At 69.6% G+C, this 20,368-nt stretch carries 20 protein-coding genes; 10 read left to right on the plus strand and 10 right to left on the minus strand.

Annotated features, from left to right (window positions below; all coding sequences use genetic code 11):
- Positions 1 to 12 precede the first annotated feature (12 nt).
- The 4 genes from G6N19_RS07120 to thiO all read right to left on the minus strand — a co-directional run bounded on the left by G6N19_RS07120 (position 13) and on the right by thiO (position 2,898).
- The gene (locus G6N19_RS07120; protein ID WP_193466059.1) at positions 13 to 774 is read right to left on the minus strand and encodes an SGNH/GDSL hydrolase family protein; all 762 of its coding nucleotides are present in this window, start codon (positions 772 to 774) and stop codon (positions 13 to 15) included.
- Positions 775 to 853: 79 nt separating this feature from the next.
- Entirely contained in the window at positions 854 to 1,558 is a 705-nt protein-coding gene (thiG, locus tag G6N19_RS07125) for a thiazole synthase (RefSeq protein ID WP_049792983.1), read from the minus strand.
- A 49-nt stretch (positions 1,559 to 1,607) separates the two neighbouring features.
- Positions 1,608 to 1,805: a sulfur carrier protein ThiS gene (gene thiS / locus G6N19_RS07130; RefSeq protein WP_013827329.1), complete on the minus strand. Its 198-nt coding sequence runs from the start codon at positions 1,803 to 1,805 to the stop codon at positions 1,608 to 1,610.
- Positions 1,806 to 1,887: 82 nt separating this feature from the next.
- The gene (gene thiO / locus G6N19_RS07135) at positions 1,888 to 2,898 is read right to left on the minus strand and encodes a glycine oxidase ThiO (protein ID WP_193466060.1); all 1,011 of its coding nucleotides are present in this window, start codon (positions 2,896 to 2,898) and stop codon (positions 1,888 to 1,890) included.
- 57 nt (positions 2,899 to 2,955) lie between these two features.
- Here thiO and thiE point away from each other — a divergent pair, with 57 nt between their 5' ends.
- Positions 2,956 to 3,633, plus strand: coding sequence for a thiamine phosphate synthase (gene thiE, locus G6N19_RS07140; RefSeq protein WP_013827327.1), 678 nt, complete (start codon positions 2,956 to 2,958; stop codon positions 3,631 to 3,633).
- A 41-nt stretch (positions 3,634 to 3,674) separates the two neighbouring features.
- Here thiE and G6N19_RS07145 read toward each other — a convergent pair whose 3' ends face one another.
- Entirely contained in the window at positions 3,675 to 4,148 is a 474-nt protein-coding gene (locus G6N19_RS07145) for an NUDIX hydrolase (protein ID WP_013827326.1), read from the minus strand.
- A gap of 163 nt (positions 4,149 to 4,311) precedes the next feature.
- Here G6N19_RS07145 and glnX point away from each other — a divergent pair, with 163 nt between their 5' ends.
- From glnX to G6N19_RS07160, 3 genes are read left to right on the plus strand one after another with little or no spacing between them, the layout of a single operon-like run.
- Complete coding sequence (gene glnX, locus G6N19_RS07150; RefSeq protein ID WP_013827325.1) at positions 4,312 to 5,631, plus strand: protein kinase G-activating protein GlnX; 1,320 nt, start codon at positions 4,312 to 4,314, stop codon at positions 5,629 to 5,631.
- On the plus strand, positions 5,631 to 6,611 hold the full coding sequence (locus G6N19_RS07155; protein WP_041316838.1) for a glutamate ABC transporter substrate-binding protein: 981 nt from the start codon (positions 5,631 to 5,633) through the stop codon (positions 6,609 to 6,611). The genes glnX and G6N19_RS07155 overlap by 1 nt, the downstream gene beginning before the upstream one ends.
- A complete protein-coding gene (locus G6N19_RS07160; protein ID WP_013827323.1) occupies positions 6,611 to 8,884 on the plus strand; it encodes a serine/threonine-protein kinase PknG in 2,274 nt (757 codons plus the stop codon). Before G6N19_RS07155 ends, G6N19_RS07160 begins: the two co-directional genes overlap by 1 nt.
- Positions 8,885 to 9,002: 118 nt before the next feature.
- On the opposite strand, the gene fgd is transcribed toward G6N19_RS07160, so the two are convergent.
- On the minus strand, positions 9,003 to 10,013 hold the full coding sequence (gene fgd / locus G6N19_RS07165; RefSeq protein ID WP_193466061.1) for a glucose-6-phosphate dehydrogenase (coenzyme-F420): 1,011 nt from the start codon (positions 10,011 to 10,013) through the stop codon (positions 9,003 to 9,005).
- A gap of 56 nt (positions 10,014 to 10,069) precedes the next feature.
- Between fgd and G6N19_RS07170 the strand changes: the two genes are divergently transcribed.
- Both G6N19_RS07170 and G6N19_RS07175 read left to right on the plus strand, forming a co-directional pair.
- Positions 10,070 to 10,813 carry an MBL fold metallo-hydrolase gene (locus G6N19_RS07170; protein WP_193374437.1) on the plus strand — a complete coding sequence of 248 codons (744 nt, stop codon included), beginning with the start codon at positions 10,070 to 10,072 and terminating at the stop codon, positions 10,811 to 10,813.
- Between the two features lie 218 nt (positions 10,814 to 11,031).
- Positions 11,032 to 11,427, plus strand: coding sequence for a heme-binding protein (locus tag G6N19_RS07175; RefSeq protein ID WP_193466062.1), 396 nt, complete (start codon positions 11,032 to 11,034; stop codon positions 11,425 to 11,427).
- 167 nt (positions 11,428 to 11,594) lie between these two features.
- On the opposite strand, the gene G6N19_RS07180 is transcribed toward G6N19_RS07175, so the two are convergent.
- On the minus strand, positions 11,595 to 12,509 hold the full coding sequence (locus G6N19_RS07180) for an SAM-dependent methyltransferase (RefSeq protein WP_013827319.1): 915 nt from the start codon (positions 12,507 to 12,509) through the stop codon (positions 11,595 to 11,597).
- Between the two features lie 26 nt (positions 12,510 to 12,535).
- Positions 12,536 to 13,216 (minus strand): potassium channel family protein, encoded by a 681-nt coding sequence (locus tag G6N19_RS07185; RefSeq protein ID WP_193466063.1) that lies wholly within the window; start codon positions 13,214 to 13,216, stop codon positions 12,536 to 12,538.
- Between the two features lie 156 nt (positions 13,217 to 13,372).
- Between G6N19_RS07185 and G6N19_RS07190 the strand changes: the two genes are divergently transcribed.
- Complete coding sequence (locus G6N19_RS07190; RefSeq protein ID WP_013827317.1) at positions 13,373 to 14,869, plus strand: potassium/proton antiporter; 1,497 nt, start codon at positions 13,373 to 13,375, stop codon at positions 14,867 to 14,869.
- Between the two features lie 54 nt (positions 14,870 to 14,923).
- Here the strand turns inward: G6N19_RS07190 and G6N19_RS07195 are convergent, their stop codons facing one another.
- Positions 14,924 to 16,039 carry an alkaline phosphatase family protein gene (locus tag G6N19_RS07195; protein ID WP_013827316.1) on the minus strand — a complete coding sequence of 372 codons (1,116 nt, stop codon included), beginning with the start codon at positions 16,037 to 16,039 and terminating at the stop codon, positions 14,924 to 14,926.
- Between the two features lie 42 nt (positions 16,040 to 16,081).
- The gene (locus tag G6N19_RS07200) at positions 16,082 to 16,627 is read right to left on the minus strand and encodes a hypothetical protein (RefSeq protein ID WP_232062559.1); all 546 of its coding nucleotides are present in this window, start codon (positions 16,625 to 16,627) and stop codon (positions 16,082 to 16,084) included.
- Between the two features lie 400 nt (positions 16,628 to 17,027).
- Between G6N19_RS07200 and G6N19_RS07205 the strand changes: the two genes are divergently transcribed.
- The 3 genes from G6N19_RS07205 to G6N19_RS07215 all read left to right on the plus strand — a co-directional run bounded on the left by G6N19_RS07205 (position 17,028) and on the right by G6N19_RS07215 (position 20,365).
- Positions 17,028 to 18,566, plus strand: a complete 1,539-nt coding sequence (locus G6N19_RS07205) for an acyl-CoA synthetase (RefSeq protein ID WP_041316827.1) — start codon at positions 17,028 to 17,030, stop codon at positions 18,564 to 18,566.
- 111 nt (positions 18,567 to 18,677) lie between these two features.
- Positions 18,678 to 19,439 (plus strand): isocitrate lyase/PEP mutase family protein, encoded by a 762-nt coding sequence (locus tag G6N19_RS07210; protein WP_193466064.1) that lies wholly within the window; start codon positions 18,678 to 18,680, stop codon positions 19,437 to 19,439.
- A gap of 71 nt (positions 19,440 to 19,510) precedes the next feature.
- Positions 19,511 to 20,365 (plus strand): SDR family oxidoreductase, encoded by an 855-nt coding sequence (locus G6N19_RS07215; RefSeq protein WP_013827312.1) that lies wholly within the window; start codon positions 19,511 to 19,513, stop codon positions 20,363 to 20,365.
- Positions 20,366 to 20,368 lie beyond the last annotated feature (3 nt).

Genomic DNA, 20,368 nt, shown 5'->3' on the forward strand with positions numbered 1-20,368 from the left:
GGCGGTCTAGCCTCACCGTGCCTCGGCCCAGCGCGCGACCACCAGCTCGGCGACCGCGGCCATGCCCGCGGCATTGGGGTGAAACGGCCATGGCCGCCACGGCAGCGGCAGCCGCGCCCCCACCGTCCACGGCTGCGCCGACCACGGGTGATGTTCGCGACTGGCCTGCCCGGCACGCACGATCTCGCAGCCGGTCGCGGCTGCGGCGTCGGCGGTGTGCCGCTCCAGTTCGGCTGCGACGTGGCGGGCCAGCTCCACGACGTGTTCGGGCAGCCGCCCCGCCCGTGAGCCGGCCGGTGGCAGCAAGGTCAGGTAGTCGACGAACAGCACCCGCGCCCGCGGCGCCCGGCTCCGCACCGCCGCTCCGACGGCCTGCAGCGAGGATTCGACGCCGTCCAGCGCCCGCTGGCGCTCGCGCTGGTCGAAGAGGGTGCCGACCGGCGTCAGGAGTCGGGCGGCCCGGGGCAGCAACGCCGCGGCCATCAGCAGCGGCACGTAGCCGACATCGTTGCCGCCGATCGTGATGGTCACCAGGGTCTCCGAGCCGTCGAGCGCGTCGAGCTGCGGTGGCGCCCCGCGCTGGCGTTCGGTCAACAGGTTGGCCGTCGTCGCGCCGGAGAACGTGACATCGACCAGGTCGAGGCTCAGTGCGTGCGCGACCAGGTGCGGGTAGTTGCGCACCGATCGCCCGGCCGCCCGTGGGGCGCCGGGGACCACGGGCCGGATTCCGGGGCCGGCCGCCATCGAACTACCCACGGCGACATAGCGACTCATCGTCGACCGCGAATGTGCGTAGTTGTACGGATGTTCGCGGCGTGTCGCGGACGGACACGCACACCGGCGGTTGTGGGCGTCACAGGTCCGGCGACGACGCCTGCGCCCAGAACCGCTTGGGGATGCGGCCGGCTCGGCGGGCCAGATAGCCGGCGGTGACGGCACCCGCCATCGCCGCGGCCATCGCCACCGGATCGGCGGCCCGGGTCACCGCGGTGGCCAGCAGCACCGCGTCACAGCCCAGTTCCATGGCCAGCGCGGCATCGCTGGCGGTGCCGATACCGGCGTCCAGCACCACCGGCACACCGGCGCCGGCCACGATCATCTCGATGCTGTGCGGGTTGGCGATACCCAGCCCGGTACCGATCGGCGATCCCAGCGGCATCACCGCGGCGCACCCGGCGTCCTCAAGACGGCGGGCCAGCACCGGGTCATCGTTGGTGTACGGCAGCACGACGAACCCGTCGTCCACCAATTGCTCTGCGGCGCGGACCAATTCGACTGCGTCGGGCAGCAGCGTGCGCTCGTCGCCGATCACCTCCAGCTTGACCCACTCGGTGCCCAGCGCCTCGCGGGCCAACTGCGCGGTCAGCACCGCCTCGGCGGCGCTGCGGCAACCGGCGGTGTTGGGCAGCGGCGTGATGCCCAGCCGGCTGAGCAGATCCAGCATGCCGGTGCCGCCCTCGGCGTCGACGCGGCGCATCGCGACCGTGGTCAGCTCGGTGCCCGATGCCACCAGCGCCTCTTCGAGTGCGGTCAGGCTCTGCGCCCCACCGGTTCCCATGATGAGCCGGGAGCTGAACTCGCGCCCGGCGATGGTCAGCTTCGCGGCATCAACCACCTTGCACCGCCGTCACCACCTCGAGTCGGGCACCATCGCTCAGCGTGGTGGCCCACCGGGACCGCGGCAGCACTGCCTGGTCCACCGCCACCGCGATACCCCGGTCCGGGTAGCCCATCGAAGCCAGCAGCGCCGCGACCGTAGTCGCCTCGGCCACTTCGACCTGTTTCTCGTTGACGTTGATGATCATGCGCCACTCCTCCTCATCGCTTCGTCCCCCTCGCCGCTTCGCGGCTGGGGGCGCCCCCACTGCATCGTCGCGTCGCGGATGATCATTGCACTCCAACCGGAAGTAGTTCGGACACAACCTGTTCGGCGGTCCATGGTGCCAACAGAAAACCGTTGCGGCCGTGGCCGGCGGCGACGTAAGTCCGTTCGTCGAGCCAGCGGACCAGCGGCAGGTTGTCCGGTGTCATGGGCCGCAGACCGGCTCCGCATTCCGCCAGCTCGTACTCCCCCAGCGCCGGCACCAGTGCGCAGGCGTCGTCGAGCAGGTCGCGCACCCCGGAGACCACCGGGGCGGTGTCCCGGCCGTGCTCGTACTGGGTGGCTCCCACCACCACGCCGTCGGGGCGCGGCACCAGATAGACCTGCCGGCCGTGCACCCGGGCCCGAATGACCCGCTGCGGCACCGGCAAACAGCCTTTGCGCCACCGCAGCCGCAGCACCTCGCCCTTGACCGGCCGGATCGCCAGGCCGGGCCACAGCGCCGGGGCGTCGATCCCGTTGGCGATCACCACCGCGTCGGCCGCCACCTCGGCAAGATCGTGCACCGGTCCCGCCCACGCCACCTCGAGTTCCTCGCAGGCGGTGACCAAAGCGGTGACCACCGCGCGATTGTCGACCGCCAGCTCGGTGGGCGCCCGGAAGCCGTGCCGGATACCGGCGGCCAACAGCGGTTCAACCTCACCCGCGGCCGATTCCCAGATCACCGGGTGGCCCTGTGCGGTCAGCCAGTCGGCGACGGTGCGCAGGTCGGCGACATCGGCGCGGTCGGCGGCCACCACCAGCGATTCGCGCGCGGTGACGACCTCGGCCGGCAGCCGAACGAGGAAGTCGTGCCACAACTCCAGGGAGCGCAGCCCCAGCCGCAGCTGCTGGTCCTCCCCCGGCCAGCCCTCACTGTGCGGGGCCAACATTCCGCCGGCCACCCAGGAGGCGCCCGGGTCCGCGGTGCGATGCACCCGCACCGACCACCCGGCGCGGGCGGCCTGCATGGCCACCGACAGACCGATGACACCGCCGCCGATCACGGCCAGCGACCCGAGCGAGGGTCCGGGCATGTGCTGCTCCCTTCCGCCTCGGTGTCAACTCACCAAGCTAGCCGCTAGCGTCGAGGGATGCACGAACGCTCAGATCGGCTGACCCGCCTCGTCGACGCCCGGCTCTACCTGTGCACCGACGCCCGCCGGGAAAAGGGGGACCTGGCCGAATTCGCCGAGGCCGCACTGGCCGGCGGGGTGGACGTCATCCAGCTGCGTGACAAGGGTTCGCCCGGCGAGCAGCAGTTCGGTCCGCTGGAGGCCCGCGACGAGTTGGCGGCGTTGGAGATCCTGTCCGCCGCCGCTCGCCGGCACGGTGCGCTGCTGGCGGTCAACGACCGCGCCGACATCGCCCGTGCCGCCGAGGTCGACGTGCTGCACCTGGGCCAGGACGATCTGCCGCTGCCGATCGCGCGCGAGATCGTCGGGCCCGACGTGCTGATCGGCCGGTCCACCCACGACGGCCAGCAGGTCAGAGCGGCGCTGACCGAACCGGTCGACTACTTCTGCGTCGGGCCGTGCTGGCCCACCCCCACCAAGCCCGGGCGCCCCGCTCCGGGTCTGGAGCTGCTGAGGTTCGCCGTGGACCAGCGCGCCGACAAGCCGTGGTTCGCCATCGGCGGGATCGATGCCGAGCGGCTGCCGCAGGTGGTGGCGGCCGGCGCCGGCCGGGTGGTGGTGGTGCGGGCGATCACCGCCGCGGATGATCCGCAGGCGGCTGCCTCGGCGCTGCTTGCGGCGCTTACCGGGGCCTAGCGGGGTGACGTGGCTGCCCATCGAGTGTGCGCACGCTGGGCTCAGCCCGGTAGGTGCAACCCGCGCAGCGACTGCCAGCTGGCGGCGAAGCCCGGGTGCAACGGCAAGGCGGCCACCTCGTGTTCGGCCACCCAGCGCAACTCGGTGCTCTCCCGATTGGGCACTACCGGGAGCAGTTCGTCGGCGTCGGCGAGCACGGTGGTGTACGTCCAGGTGGTGCCGCTGGCCGACGCGGTGACCACGGCCGCGCGCACGACGATGCGGTCGGCGGGCAGCCCGGCCTCCTCCTGGGCTTCGCGGATCGCGGCCTCCTCGGCGGTCTCGTGACTGTCGCGGGCGCCGCCGGGCAACGCCCACGTGCCGCCCTGGTGACTCCACCAGGCGCGATGCTGCAGCAGCACGGTGCGGGTCCCGTCGGGCCGCGGTGCGCGCACCAGCAGGCCCGCTGCGCCGTGCCGGCCCCAGAAGCGGACGCCGGTGTCGGAAAACGCCCAGCCATCGCCGTCACCACGCACGACTGGAAGCGTATCGGGCGAGCAATGTCTCGGTTGTAGTGAGATCGCGCGACCAATTCGGCAACAACCGCCGCGCAGGTCGGCACGGATGACGGCTGCGCTCTTAGAATCCCTTTATTATCGTTGGGGGCGAGAACAACCGCAGGATGGAGCCTGAATAGACGTGACCGTTGAGTTGGCGCATCCGTCAACGGAGCCGGCGGGGTTACGGTCGCCGATCGAATCGGCCCGGCCCCGCTGGTGGTTCTTCACCACCACCCCGGGGCGGATCCTGGCCATCGGCATCATCTTGGCCACCCTCGGCGGCATCAGCGCCTTCGCCACGGCCACCACGATCAACAACCGGCAGAACACCCTGACCACGGTGCTCGACCACACCGAGCCGCTGGCCTACGCGGCGGGACGGCTCTACATCACGCTGTCGGTCGCCGACGCGGCGGCGGCCACCGCGTTCATCGCCCAGGGCGAGCCGCGAGCCGTCCGGGAGCGCTACGAACACGCCATCACCGATGCCGCGGTGGCGGTGACCCGGGCGTCCGGGGGCCTGAGCGACGAGCCGCTGCTGCAGCTGCTGGGGCGGATCAATGACGGACTGGCCGTCTACACCGGTCTGATCGAGACGGCCCGGACCAACAACCGGTCGGGCGATCCGGTCGGTTCGTCCTACCTGTCGGAAGCCTCCGAGCTGATGCAACACACGATCCTGCCCGACGCCCAGCGGCTCTACCAGGCCACCTCGGCGACGGTGGACAGCCAGACCACCGCGTCGACCCGGGTGCCCGCCCCGGTGATCCTGGTGGTGGCGGCCACCGTGCTGTTCGGCGCGTTCGCGCACCGCTGGCTGGCACGGCACACCCGGCGCCGGATCAACCCCGGCCTGGTCGCAGGCGGGATGGCGATCCTCCTGATGGTGATCTGGGTCGGCACCGTGCTGGTGATCTCCACCGCGGGCAGCCGCAACGCCAAGGACACCGGCGCCGAGTCCCTCAAGGCGATCACCAACCTGGCGATCACCGCGCAGCAGGCGCGCGCCGACGAGACCCTGTCGCTGATCCGCCGCGGCGACGAGGAAGCGCGCAAGCAGACCTTCTACCAGCGCATCGACACGATGCAACAACAGCTGGAGGGCTACTTGGACCGCGGTGACGCCGTCGACAAGGCCGACTTGGCCAACGCCGGGCAGCTGCTGGCCCGATGGCGGCAGGCCAACGACCGGATGAACTCCTACATCGGCGTCGGCAACTACCGGGCCGCCACCCAGGTGGCGCTGGGCGGTAGCGGCGATGACTCCACTCCGGCGTTCGACCAGCTCGACGCGGCGCTGGACCAGGCACTGCAGCACAGCCGCAACCAGTTGCGCAACGACGTCCTCAACGCCCGCCGGGTGCTGTCGGTGGCCCCGGTCGGGGGCGCGGTGCTCAGCCTGGGGGCGGCGATCGCCGTCGCGCTCGGCCTGTGGCCTCGACTGAACGAGTACAAATGATGAGCCGGCGCAGGCCCCGACTGCTCGTGTGCGCACTGAGCGCGGTGCTGGTGCTGTCGGGGTTGACCGGGTGCGGCCGCACCGAGTTCGTGATGCCGACCGCGGTGCCGACACTGCCGCCGCCCACGCCGGCCGGCATGCAGGAGTTGCCGCCCGAGCCGCCGCGGCAGCCCGAGCCGGCCGAGAACTGCGACGCCACCGCCAGCCTGCACCCGTTCCGCAGCAAGGCCGAAGCCGACGCCGCGGTGGCCAAGATCCGCCACCGGGGCCGGCTGATCGTCGGGCTGGACATCGGCAGCAACCTGTTCAGCTTCCGCGATCCGATCACCGGCGAGATCACCGGCTTCGACGTCGACATCGCCGGCGAGGTGGCGCGCGACATCTTCGGCACCCCGTCGCAGGTCGAGTACCGAATCCTGGCCTCCGCCGAACGCATTGAGGCGCTGCAGAAGTCCGAAGTCGATATCGTTGTCAAGACCATGAGCATCACCTGCGGGCGCCGGAAGCTGGTGAACTTCTCGACGGTCTACCTCGTCGCCAATCAGCGGCTGCTGGTGCCGCGCGACTCCTCGATCCGCCAGGCCGGCGATCTGTCCGGCAGGCGGGTCTGCGTCGCGCAGGGCACCACCTCGTTGCGCCGCATCCGGCAGATCAGCCCGGCGCCGATCATCGTCTCGGTGGTCAACTGGGCCGACTGCCTGGTCGCGCTGCAGCAGCGTCAGGTCGACGCGGTCAGCACCGACGACTCGATCCTGGCGGGTTTGATGTCGCAGGACCCGTATCTGCACATCGTCGGGCCGAGCATGGACGAGGAGCCCTACGGCATCGGGATCAACCTGGACAACACCGGGCTGGTCCGCTTCGTCAACGGCACCCTGGAACGCATCCGCCGCGACGGCACCTGGAACACGTTGTACCGCAAGTGGTTGACGGTGCTGGGACCGGCACCGCTGCCGCCTACGCCGAGGTACTCGGACTGATGGCAAGCGACGATTCGGACCGCGGCGCCGACGAACACTCGGCCGCCGAGTTCGACGACTTCGACGATAATGGCCCCGCCACCCAGCGGGCCGACGTGCTGGCCGAATCGTCGTCGGTGCGCCGGCCGATGTCCACCCAGGCGATCTTCCGCCCCCGCGAGGGTTCCAACGCGGCGATCTCGGCCGACGACGACTCCCGCGTCGCGGCGGTGGTGCGTACCGTGGCGCCGCGGCGGCGGCTCGGCGGCGGCCTGGTGGAGATCCCCCGGGTTCCCGAGATCAACCCCCTCGAGGCGCTGATGCCCGACCCGGTGGTGGCCGAGGCCAAGCGCTTCTGCTGGAACTGCGGTCGGCCGGTGGGCCGGTCCACCGGCGACGTCAAGGGCGCCTCGGAAGGCTGGTGCCCGCATTGCGGGAGCCCGTATTCCTTTCTGCCGCAACTCAAACCCGGCGACATGGTGGCCGGGCAGTACGAGATCAAAGGCTGTGTGGCGCACGGCGGCCTGGGCTGGGTCTACCTGGCGGTCGATCACAACGTCAACGAGCGCCCGGTGGTGCTCAAGGGCCTGGTGCATTCCGGCGACGCCGAGGCGCAGGCCATCGCGATGGCCGAGCGCCAGTTCCTCGCCGAGGTGACCCACCCGTCGATCGTGAAGATCTTCAACTTCGTCCAGCACCCGGATTCGCACGGCGATCCGGTCGGCTACATCGTGATGGAGTACGTCGGCGGCCAGTCACTCAAGCAGCGGCGCGACAGCCGGCTGCCGGTGGCCCAGGCCATCGCCTACATGCTGGAGATCCTTCCGGCGTTGGGATATCTGCATTCGCTGGGCCTGGTCTACAACGACCTCAAGCCGGAGAACATCGTGCTGACCGCCGAGCAGCTCAAGCTGATCGACCTCGGCGCGGTGTCGCGCATCAACTCGTTCGGATACCTCTATGGCACCCCCGGCTACCAGGCGCCGGACATCGTCCGGACCGGACCGACCGTGGCCACCGACATCTACACCGTGGGCCGCACCCTGGCGGCGCTGACGCTGAAGCTGCGCACCCGGGAGGGCCGCTACGTCGACGGCCTACCCGACGACGACCCGGTGCTGGCCAAGTACGACTCCTACCACCGGCTGCTGCGCCGTGCCATCGATCCGGATCCGCGCCGGCGGTTCACCTCCGCGGAGGAGATGTCCTCGCAGCTGATGGGCGTGCTGCGTGAGGTGGTCGCCAGGGACACCGGGATACCCCGGCCCGGGTTGTCGTCGGTCTTCACCAGGTCGCGGTCCACGTTCGGCGAGCACCTGCTGGTCGCGCACACCGACGTCTACCTCGACGGGCATGTGCACTCGCAGAACCTGACCGCCCGCGAGATCATCACCGCGTTGCAGGTGCCGCTCATCGACCCCGGCGACGTCGCCGCGCCGCTGCTGACGTCGATGGAGCTGAGCGAACCGGTGCAGACGCTGGATTCGCTGCGTGCGGTGCGCAACAGCGCGCTGGAATCGGAGGGCATCGACCTGTCGGAGTCCATCGGACTGCCGCTGATGGAGGTGCGCGCGCTGCTGGATCTGGGCAACGTCACCAAGGCGGCCAGCAAGCTCGACGACCTCGCCGAGCAGGTCGGCTGGCGGTGGCGGCTGGTGTGGTTCCGCGGCGTGGCCCAGCTGCTCACCGGTGACTACGAAGCCGCGCGCAAGGATTTCACCGAGGTGCTCGACATGTTCCCCGGCGAGCTGGCGCCCAAGATGGCGCTGGCCGCCACCGCCGAGCTGGCCGGCACCGCGGACGAACGCGCGTTCTACGAGAGCGTGTGGCGCACCGACGACAGCGTGATCTCGGCCGCCTTCGGCCTGGCCCGCGCGCTTTCGGTCGAGGGTGACCGCACCGCAGCGGTTCGGACACTCGACGAAGTATCGGCCACCTCAAGGCATTTCACCACGGCGCGCTTGACCAGCGCGGTGACGCTGCTGTCCGGGCCGTCGAAGAACGAGATCACCGAGGCCCAGATCCGCGACGCCGCCCGCCGCGTGGAGGCATTGCCGGACACCGAGCCGCGGGTGCTGCAGATCCGGGCGCTGGTGCTGGGCGCGGCGATGGACTGGCTGACCGAGCACGAGGCGAGCACGAACCACATTCTCGGGTTCCCGTTCACCGAACACGGGCTCCGGCTGGGTGTGGAGATGGCGCTGCGCGCCCTGGCCCGGCTGGCGCCGACGCAGGCGCACCGCTACGCGCTGGTCGACATGGCCAACGCGGTGCGGCCGATGAGCACCTTCTGACCCCGGCCGCCCTTCCGCCGGCCGGTGCGACCGTCGAGGGTGCGGTTTGGTACGGCAGGGACGGCGTGTCGCGTACCAATCCGCACACTCGGCATAGAACCGCAGGGTCGCCGGGCGATCAAGCCAACCGACGCAGCCGCGGCTCCAGGTCGGTCTTGAACAGCTCCAGGAAACGCCGCTGGTCGTGTCCGGGGGCGTGGAACACCAGGTGGTTCAGGCCCCACGTCACGTACTGGCCGACCTGCTCCACCGCCTCGTCGGGATCCGAGGCGACGATCCAGCGCTTGGCGATCTGTTCGATCGGCAGCGCATCGGCGGCCTTCTCCATCTCGATCGGGTCGTCGATCGAGTGCTTCTGTTCGGGGGTCAGCGACAGCGGCGCCCAGAACCGGGTGTTGTTCAGCGCCAACTCAGGGTCCGGGTCGTAGGAGATCTTGATCTCGATCATCTTGTCGATCCCGTCGACGTCTCGCTCGGCGGCCGCCGCACCTTCGCGCACCGCCGGCATCAGCTTCTCGGTGTAGAGCTCTTCGCCCTTGCCGGAGGTGCAGATGAAGCCGTCGCCGGCCCGTCCGGCGTATTTGGCCACCGTCGGCCCGCCCGCCGCGATGTAGACCGGCACCCCGCCGTCGGGCACGTCGTAGATCGACGCGCCCTTGAGGGTGTAGTAGTCGCCGTCGAAATCGACCCGGTCGCCCCGCCACAGCTCGCGCATCAGCCGCACCGACTCGCGCAACCGGGCGAACCGCTCCTTGAACGCCGGCCACTCACCGATGAAGCCGGTGGCGATCTCGTTCAACGCCTCGCCGGTGCCCACCCCCAAGAAGACCCGCTGGGGATACAGGCAGCTCATCGTGGCGAAGGCCTGCGCGATGACGGCCGGGTTGTACCGGAACGTCGGGGTGAGCACGGAGGTGCCCAGCTGGAGCTTCTTGGTGCGCTCGCCGACCGCGGTCATCCAGGCCAGTGAGAACGGGGCGTGCCCGCCTTGGTGACGCCAGGGTTGGAAGTGGTCGCTGACCGTGGCGCTGTCCATGCCGTGAGACTCGGCGGCCACGCCGAGTTCCACCAGTTCCCGCGGTCCAAACTGCTCCGCCGATGCCTTGTATCCGAGTTTCAGTTCCACCATGTCCACCTTTTCTACTCTCCCGCGATCTTCCTAGACTCACGGGCATGGGTGCGAGGCTGGTCGAGGTGGTTCCGGTGACCGAGCGGGTCTACTTGGCCCGTGGTGAGGCGGTCAACTGGCTGTTGGTGACCGACGAGACCGGCGTACTGCTCATCGATGCCGGTTATCCCGGCGACCGCACCGACGTGCTGGCGTCGCTGGGCGCCCTCGGCTACCACGCGGCCGACGTGCGCGCGGTCCTGCTCACCCATGCCCACGTCGACCACTTCGGTGCGGCGATCTGGCTCGCCAAGACCTACGGAACGCCGGTCTACTGCCACGCCGACGAAGTGGGACACGCCAAGCGGGCGTATCTGGAGCAGGCCTCGCCGCTGGCGGTGGCCCCGCAGCTGTGGCGGCCGAGTTGGGCACGGTGGAGCCTGCACGTGCTGCGCAACGGTGGCCTGAACCGCGAGGGCATCCCGTCCGCGCAGCCGCTGACCGGGGAGATCGCCGCCGGCCTGCCCGGCCAGCCGGCCGCCATCCCCACACCGGGCCACACCCGTGGCCACTGCTCCTATCTGGTCGACGGTGTGCTGGCCAGCGGGGACGCGCTGATCACCGGCCACCCGGTGCTGGCGCACACCGGGCCACAGCTGCTGCCGGCACTGTTCAGCCACAGCCAGCAGGACTGCATCCGCAGTTTGTCGGCACTCGCGTTGCTGGAGACCGAGGTGCTGGCGCCCGGTCACGGCGACGTGTGGCGGGGCCCGATCCGGGAGGCCGCCGAGGCCGCAATCGACCGTGCGGGCAAACCTTAAGGTCACGATCCGATAAGCGTTGATCCCGAAGAATAAGGACTGGCCTTACAGTTTGGATCCGCAGTTGTGGACTGTCGGACCGGATTAGTCAACGAATGCCGAAATGCTTGCGACAGAACACATTCCGCAGTGTTCCAGGACACACCTGGTCACACGGGACGCCGCGTACCTTGGGCTCCGGACGGGAACTGTATTCATTCACCCGGAAGGAAACATCCATGTCGATACCCCTCGGCGTCACCATGATTCGGCGACTCGGCCTCGGCGCCGGAGTGCTGGGCGCCACTGCGGCCACGCTGATCGCCGCACCGTCGGCCGCAGCAGCACCGGACTGCAGTCACGCGGCGGTGACGAGCACCGTCGACTCGGTCACCGGTTCGGCTCGGCAGTACCTGAGCACTCACCCCGGCGCCAATGCGGTGGTGAACCAGGCGATCAGCCAGCCGCGGCCGCAGGCTGCGGCGGACGTGCGCAGCTATTTCACCGCCAACCCGCAGGAGTACTACGAGCTGCGTGGCATCCTGGCACCGATCGGTGAGAAGCAACGGCAGTGCCAGACGACGGTGCTTCCGCCCGAATTGGCTTCGGCCTACGCCGAATTCATGGCCGGATAACGCCGGCCGCGACACTGACGGCGCAACCGGGGCCCCGGTGCGGCCGAGGGTGAGCCCTCGAGTCCCGCCGGGGCCCCGGCCCGTCGTCCCGAACAACACTGGCAGCCAACATTATTCGGTGTTGGACGCGCTGCTATCCAGCGCTGTGTGAATTCCGAGGGCAACGGCTAGGAACGGGTGGCGGCGACATAACGGATCACGGCCGGGGCGCCGTCGAGCTCGCGGTCGGTCAGCCGTGGCAGCCGCGCCACGGAGAACAGCTCGGCGATCCCGGATTCAACCGTTGCCCAGCCGCTTTCCTTCAGGTGTCGCACCACGTCGGTGTGCTCTCCGGAATAGAACGGTCCGGGCCCGCTCAAACTCAGCCCGCGCCGCCGCCAACGTTCCACGAGCGACTCATGATGCACCGCCTGCGGTCGACTCGGCGGCACGGCATGGTCGGCGGCGAGCCGACTACCCGGGGCGCTGAGCGCGGTGACACCGTCGAGCAGCCGATTCTGGGCATCCGACGGCACATACCAGACCAGCAGACCCTCGATGACCCACGCGGTAGGCGCTGCGGCGTCGAAACCCACTCGCCGCAGCGCGGCCGGCCAGTCACTGCGCAGATCGACACCGACCGCGCGACGGTTGACGCTGGGCACGCAGCCCCAGTCGCGCATGGTGGTGGCCTTGAAGTCGACCACCGCGGGATGGTCCACCTCGTAGACGGTGGTCTCGGCCGGCCACCACAACCGGTAGGCGCGGGTGTCCAGTCCCGACCCCAGGATCACGGCCTGGCGGATCCCGCCGCGCGCGGCGTCGGTGACGAACGCGTCGAAGAAGTTGGTGCGCGCCGCGGAGAACTCCGCCAGCCGCGGAAATCCGCCGTCCTTGCCGAGCCGACTGATGTCCAGATCACCGTCGGCCACCCGGATACAGAACTCCAGGCCGACCTTGTGCACCAACGGCGCGGCGAACGGGTCGTTGATCAACTCGCGCGACGTCGCCGCGGCCCGCGCCGCGGCCAGCACCGTGGCGATGACGCCGGCACCGGCGGCCAGGCTGGCCGCGTCATCCCCGGAAGCAGCTGCCGTGTTCACGGCTGTCCACCGCGGCGGCACGGCGGTCAAAGCGTTCTTCTGCCGGCCGGCACCCCATGCACGACCGCCCGGACCTGATCATCCATCCCGCTGACCGACGCGAACAGCATCTCGTCGCCGGCCCGCAGCGCGTCGGCGGCCCGCGGCAGGATGACCGAGTCGCCGCGCAGCACCGCGAGCAAGGCCGCGCCCTCGGGCAGCACGATATCGCAGATTTGTCGGCCGATCAGCGGATTGTCTTCGGGCAGTGTCAATTTGGTCAGGCTGGCCTGACCGCGCCGCAAGCCCATCAACGGCACCAGGTGGCCGACATCGATGGCGCCTTCCACCGCGGCGACCATCGCGCGAGGTGTGGAGACCGCCACGTCGATGCCCCACTCCTCGGTGAACAACCGCTCGTTGCGCGCGTTGTTGACCCGGGCCACCACCCGGGCCACCCCGAACTCGGCCTTGGCCAGCAGCGCGGTGGCCAGGTTCGCCTTGTCGTCGCCGGTGGCGGCGATCACCACATCACAGATCTCGATGCCGCATTCCTGCAGCGCCGACAACTCGCAGGCGTCGGCCAGCAGCCACTCGGCTCCGGGGACGGAATGGGGTTCGTAGTGCGCCGGGTTGCGCTCGATGAGCAGCACCCGGTGGCCGTCGCCGATCAGTTCCCGCGCCACCGATCGCCCGACCGCGCCGGCACCGGCGATCCCGACCCGCATGATCGCTCACCTCATCCCGCATCGCTCCCGGCTGTTCCGGGTGTACCACAGTCGTGACGGCAGTACTGATTTACTGACAGATAACACGAACCCGCTGTCCTTGAGCGAATCACACGAGCGGGTTCGGCCACCACCGCCGGTTCGAATGGGAATCAGATGACCCTGGAGCAGCTCTACCTGGCCCTGCTGATCGGGGGCCTGGTTCTGCTCGCCAGCATCATCGCGACCCGGGCGGCGGACCGGGTGGGCCTGCCCAGCCTGCTGCTGTTCCTGTTCGTCGGGGTGGCGATCGGCAACGACGGGCTGGGACTGGACTTCTCCGACGTACAACTGGCCAGCGACCTGGGCACCACCGCGCTGGCGGTGATCCTGGTCGAAGGTGGTTTGACGACCAAGTTCGCCAACATCCGCAAGCTGCTCGCACCGGCGGCGGTGCTGGCCACCATGGGTGTGGTGGTCAGCATGGCGGTGATCGCGGTGGCCGCGCACCTGCTGCTGGGCATCAACTGGCAGCTGGCCTTACTGCTGGGCGCGATCGTCTCACCCACCGACGCGGCCGCGGTGTTCTCCATCCTGCGCGTGTTGCCGCTGCCGCGGCGGGTGGCCGGTCTGCTGGAGGCCGAGTCCGGCTTCAACGACGCACCCGCGGCGATCGTGGTGCTGATGCTGAGCACCACACCGCTGACGATCGCCCCGGTGCACGCCATCGTCGATGTCGTCTTCGAGTTGGCGGTGGGGTCGGCGATCGGCTTGGTTGCCGGGCTGCTCGGGGCGATGACGCTGCGTCGTGCCGCCCTTCCGGCATCCGGCCTGTACCCGTTGGCGACGTTCGGGCTGGGCATGGTGGCGTTCGCGGCGGCCGCTTGGGTGCACGGCAGCGGGTTCATCGCCGCCTACCTGGCCGGGGTGGTGCTGGCGAACTCCGGCCTGCCGCACCGCGCGGCCATCCGCTCGTTCGCCGAGGGGCTGGGCTGGCTGGCGCAGATCGGTCTGTTCGTGTTGCTCGGCCTGTTGGTGAGCCCCAGCCAGCTGCCCGGGGAACTGGTCCCGGCGCTGCTGATCGGCGCGGTGCTGCTGTTGCTGAGCCGGCCGCTGTCGGTGGTGGCATCGCTGATCTGGTTCAAGGTGCCGTGGCGCGAACAGATCTTTCTGTCCTGGGCGGGCCTGCGCGGCGCAGTTCCGATCGTGCTCGCGACGTTCCCGATCGTCGAGGGCGTGCCGGACAGCTACCGCCTGCTCAACATCGTGTTCATCCTGGTGGTGGTCTACACCGTGGTCCAGGGCCCCAGCCTGGGACTGTTCGCCCACTGGCTGGGACTGATCTCGCGGGACGCCACCCGCGAGATCCAAGTGGAAGCGGCGCCATTGGACGTCCTGGAGGCCGAGCTGTTGACGATGACGGTGCAACCGGAATCGAAGCTGCACAACGTCTCGGTGCTCGAGTTGCGGCTGCCCGACCCGAGCGTCATAACGCTGATCATCCGCAAGGGCGAAACCTTCGTCCCGCAGCCCGACACCCGGATCACAGTCGGAGACGAACTGCTCATCGTCACCACCAGCAAGACCCGCGCGTCGGCCGAACGACGGCTGCGGGCGGTCAGCCGGCGCGGCAAACTGGCGCACTGGTTCGACGAGTACGGCGACTCGGAGTAGCCCGCTCCCGTTGGCTCTGCGTCCAGGGCGCAGAAGTGCGAGTGCCCGGCACCCTCAACGCAGAGTGATCAGCGGGATCGCGGTCTCGACCGGGTTGAGACCGCCGTGGAAGCCCAGCAGTTGCGCCGTCTGGGGTGGCTCGTGCTCGGTCGCCAGGATCGCGGTGTCGCCGGTGCAGGTGACGACGACGTCGCCGATGCGCGCCAGATGTTCTTCGCGCACCGGTCCGAACAGGCCGGCGGCCACGGCCTGCTCGCGGGTTTGAACCACGGCCCGCCCGGCCAGCAGTTCAGTCCAGGCCGCCAGCACGTCCGCGGTCGCGCCGGCCTCGGTATGCAGGTAGCGCACCCGCGGCTCGCCGGCGACCACCCGAATACCCGCGCGCAGCCGCGGATCGGCATCCAGGTCGATCCGGGCGGGGTCGGGCACGTTGAGCCCGCCGTGATCGGCGGTGACCACCAGCGCGGCATCACCCGGTAGCTGCTCGACCAGATGCCGCAGCAGAGCGTCGACCTTGGCGGCCGCGGTTTGCCAGTGCGGCGAGCCGATGCCCGAGACGTGCGCGGCATGATCGAGCGCCGCGGTGTAGCCGTAGACCAGGCCGGGCGCCGCCACCAGTTCCGCGGCGACCCGGGCGGCGTAGTGCTCGCCTTTGGCGGTCGAGCGAAACTCCGCGCCCCGGTAGGCGGCCTCGGTGAGCCCGCTGCCGATGAACATCTCCGGCAGCACCGCCCGGGCGGCGATGCCGGCGTCGCGGAGTCGCTCGAACCAGGTCGGCACCGGCTGCCAGGTCGCCGGCGGGGGGTCGTCTCGCCAGAAGATGTGGGTGAGCACCCGGTCGGTGCCGGGGACGTTGAGCGTGAAGCCCAGCACCCCGTGTTCTCCCGGCGGCGCACCGGTTCCCAACGACACCAGGCTGGTCGGCGTGGTGGAGGGGAACGTGCAGGCCAGCTCGGTCAGCTGCCCGGTGGTGCCGGCCAGTACCGAGGCCAGCAACGGGGCGTCTTGCGCCAGCTGCGGCAACAGGTGGTAGCCCAGCCCGTCGACCAACACCACCGCCACGCGCCGCACCTCGCCGATTTGTTCGCGCAGGCCGAGCTGATCGGTTGCGCCCGGCGCCCCGAGCGCGGCCGCCACCGACGGCAGGATGTCGCAGATCGAACCGGGCACGCGGCCAGCCTGCCAGTTGCCCGGCTGCCGCCGCCGCCCGGCTTACGGCTGTGGGGCCGGCGTCACCGGCGCGCCGCCGGTGCCGTTGCTGCCGCTGGTGTTGGCCTTGGTCTTCGCGGCGCCCGGGCTGGAACCGCCGGGTCCGCCGCCGCTGCCGCCGCCGGGGCCGCCACCGCTGCCGCCGGAGCCGCTGCCGGGCATGCCGAACTTCGGCAGGCTCGGCAGGTTGTTGGAACCGCCGCTCTCGCTGCTGTGTTCGCCACCCGCGGTCGAGTCGGACGGGTCGTCGGTCGGCGCTTCGGGGGCCGGCTCGGCGGGCTCCTCGGGAGTGCCGTCGGCGGAGCTCGGCGAGTCGTGGAACAACTGGTCGAGCTGGCTCAGCGGGTCCTGCAGGACACCGAGGTCGCCGATATCGGCCGAATCTGCCGGCAGAGCGCCCGGGTCCACATCGACACCGGCGCCGAGCAGGGTGTCGAGCAGGTCGTCGAAGTCGGCATGCGCGGCCGGCGCGGCCAGCAGGCAGCAACTCAACGCCAACACCGCCGCGACTACCCCTCGACCCGAACCGCCACCCCGGCGACCGCTCATCTGCGAAGCCCTTCCTCAGCTGCCGGGCAATGGTCAGCGCGGCGAGGATGAACCTAGCGCTTCAAAGTCCAAATGCGCGAGCCGAAAAGTCCGCGGAATAACAATGTTCAATGGCCGTTCACCTACCGTCACCCGGCACGCCACCGCCCGCACATCGACCCGCGTTTTCCCAGGTGGGAAGGGTAATTGAGACGGTCGTCACAATGGTTCACAGTTAAAATCAGCGGGAATAATTCCGTTACCCACATAAAAGCGCTCACCGTTCTCACCTTTTACTGAAGTGCCGGCGCCGGCCGACATAAAAAATCAGCCCGAGCGTTAATTGCCGCGACCGTGCGCCAGGACGTCGGCCCGGCCGAATCGTGCCCCGGCGCACGTCTGCGCAGCTAGCGTTCACCCGGTGACCACAGCTGCGATCGACCTCGGCTCCTGGATCGCTAGGCGGGCGGCGGCAACGCCGCGGCTGCCGGCGATCACTTTCGGCGAAAACACTTGGACGTATGGGGACTTCGCGGACCGTATCGACCGTCTGGCAGCCGAACTGGTGGCCGGCGGCATGCGCCGCGGCGATCGGGTCGGTTATGTGGGCCTCAACCACCCCGACTTTCTGGTCACGCTGTTCGCCGCCGCCCGGATCGGCGCCGCATTCGTACCGCTGAACTGGCGGCTCACCGCCGACGAACTCCGCTACATCCTGGGCGACGCGGGAGTGCACACGCTGCTGGCCGACGCCGAGCGCGCCACGGTGATCGACCCGATACGCGCCGAGTCGGGTCTGCGACGCGCGATCGCGCTGACCGCGGTGCCGGGCTGGGAGGTTGCCGACGCACTGCTCGCCGGCCGTGCACCGCTGGCCGACCCGGTGTTCCCCGAGCCCGACGACATCGCGGTGATCATGTACACCTCGGGCACCACCGGGCGGCCCAAGGGCGCCATGCTCACCCACGCAAACCTGTTCTGGAACAACATCAATGCGCTGTTGTCGTTCGACACCAGCCAACAAGATGTGTCGCTGGTCTGCGCACCGTTGTTTCACATCGGCGGACTCAACGTCACCACCCTGTTGACCCTGCAGAAGGGAGGCCGGATCGTGCTGATGCCGGCCTTCGATCCGGTCGAAGCGCTGAAGCTCATCGCCGAGCACCGGGTCACCACCATGTTCGGGGTACCGGCGATGTTCCTGTTCATGGCGCAGCTACCGCAGTTCGCCGCGGCCGACCTGTCCAGCGTGCGGTACTTCGTCTGCGGCGGCGCCCCGGTGCCCGAGGCGCTGATCCACCGCTACGGCGAGCGGGACATCCCGTTCGCGCAGGGCTACGGACTGACCGAGACGGCGCCGCTGGCGCTGGTGCTGCGCACCGACGAGGTCGGCGTGAAGATCGGCGCCGCGGGCAATCAGGTGTTGCCATTGTCGGATGTGCGCCTGGTCGACGCCAACAACGTCCCGGTGCCGGCCGGCACCCGCGGCGAGATCTGCGTGCGCGGCCCGCAGGTGATGGCCGGCTACTGGCGCAATCCCGAAGCCACCGCCGCGGTGATCGACGCGCAGGGGTGGTTTCACACCGGCGACATCGGCCAGGCCGACGACGAGGGCTACATCTGGGTGATCGACCGGGTGAAGGACATGGTGATCTCCGGCGGCGAGAACGTCTACCCGGCCGAGGTCGAAGATGTGCTCTACGGGCATCCGGCCGTGGCCGAGGTCGCCGTGCTGGGCACCCCGCACGAGAAGTGGGGCGAGGCGGTGACCGCCGTGGTGGCGCTACGCCCGGGTGCGACGTTGGCGCTGGATGAGCTGCGCGCATTCGCCCGCGACAAGCTGGCGGCGTTCAAACTGCCCATTCGGCTGGAGTTCGTCGACGCCCTACCCCGCACCCAGTCCGGCAAGGTTGTGAAATACCAGCTGCGCGCGGTGATCTCGGATCAGCAGAACGACTGAGAGCCGTCAGTCCTGGTTGTTCGGCGGCGGATGGCACTTAATCGATGGAAGGTTCGCCGAAAACACGCCCCGAGAGTCGGCCAGCAAATACCACATGGAAGAGTTGGAGAAATGACGAGTCACGAGGTTCTTGGGCAGCGGGCGGCGGCATTCCTGGCGATGCACCAGCCGGGCAATCCGGTCGTCCTGCCCACCGTGTGGGATGTGTGGTCGGCCAAGCTGGCCGTGGACGCCGGGTTCAGCGCCTTGACGGTCGGCAGCAAGCCGGTGGCCGAGTCGATGGGCCGCAGCGACGGCGAGGGCATGTCCTTCGCCGAGGTGCTGGGCAGGGTCCGCCAGATCACCGAGGCCGTCGACGTGCCGGTGTCGCTCGACATCGAATCCGGCTACGGCGAGTCCCCCCAGCGGCTGGTCGAAGGGCTGTTGGACGCCGGTGTGGTCGGGGCCAATATCGAGGACTCGGTGCACAGCCAGGACAAGCGGCTGCGTTCGGCGTCCGAGCACGCCGAGTACGTCGCCGCACTGCGCCAAGCAGCCGATGCCGTGGGCACCCACATCGTGATCAACGCCCGCACCGATCTGTTCCTGCGCAAAGACGGCGACGACGCCGATCGCATCGACCGTGCCATCGCCCGGCTCACCGACTGCGCCGAGGCAGGTGCCGACGTGCTCTACCCGGTGGGCCGCCACGACGTGGACACCCTGCGCGCCCTGGCCGCCGGACTGCCCAAGCCGGTCAACGCGCTCGCCGCACCGGACCAGGACGACCCGGCCTCGTTCGGCCCGCTCGGCATCGGGCGAATCAGCTTCGGCCCGCTGTTGCAGGTCAGCCTGGGCAAGCACGCCGGCGGGATCCTAGGCCGCTGGGCCTGAGGCCCGCCGGTCCGCGGTCCACATCGGGAGATCCGCGACGGAAGAATTTGACACCTGTTAAGTTCCTCGGTGTGGACAACATCCGCGGTAAGACCATCGCCATCACCGGCGCCGCCCGTGGCATCGGGCTGGCGACCGCCACCGCCCTGCTGCGCCGCGGCGCCCGCGTCGTCATCGGCGACCGCGACACCCATGCGCTCAACGAGGCGGTAAAGCAACTCGGCGCCGGCAGTCCGGTCACCGGCCACCCCCTCGACGTCACCGACCGCGAGTCGTTCTCGATGTTCCTGGACAAGGCCCGCGCCGACGGTGACGGCCGCATCGACGTATTGATCAACAATGCCGGCGTGATGCCGGTCGGCCCCTTCCTCGAGCAGACGCCGGAGACCTTCCGGTCGGCCACCGAGGTCAATTTCTACGGCGTGCTCAACGGCTGCCAGCTGGTGCTTCCGGAGATGGTCAAACGCCGAAGCGGCCACATCATCAACATCGCCTCGATGGCCGGGATCGTGGCGGTGCCCGGCCAAGTGCTCTACGCCGGAACGAAATTCGCGGTGGTGGGCCTGACCACCGCGATGGCCGATGAGTTCGCCCCGCAGGGCGTCGCGGTCAGCGCGGTGCTGCCGACGTTCACCAACACCGAATTGATCTCGGGCACCACTCCGTCGGCCGCGCAGAAGCCGGTCGAGCCCCAAGACGTCGCGGCAGCGGTGGTCAAGGTGCTCGACAAGCCGAAGACACTGGTGTCGGTGCCAAGCTTCGGACGCCGCACCGCGATCCTGGCGACCCTGCTGCCGGATCGCGGTCGCCGCTGGCTGAACAAGAAAACCGGCAACAACACGGTGTTCCTGCAGTTGGACACCGAGGCCCGGCGAGCCTACGAGGACCGTGCCCAACACGCCACCGGCGTGATCGAAAACGACTGACCG

Origin of the sequence: Mycobacterium novum (assembly GCF_010726505.1) — a bacterium.
Taxonomy (GTDB): domain Bacteria; phylum Actinomycetota; class Actinomycetes; order Mycobacteriales; family Mycobacteriaceae; genus Mycobacterium; species Mycobacterium algericum.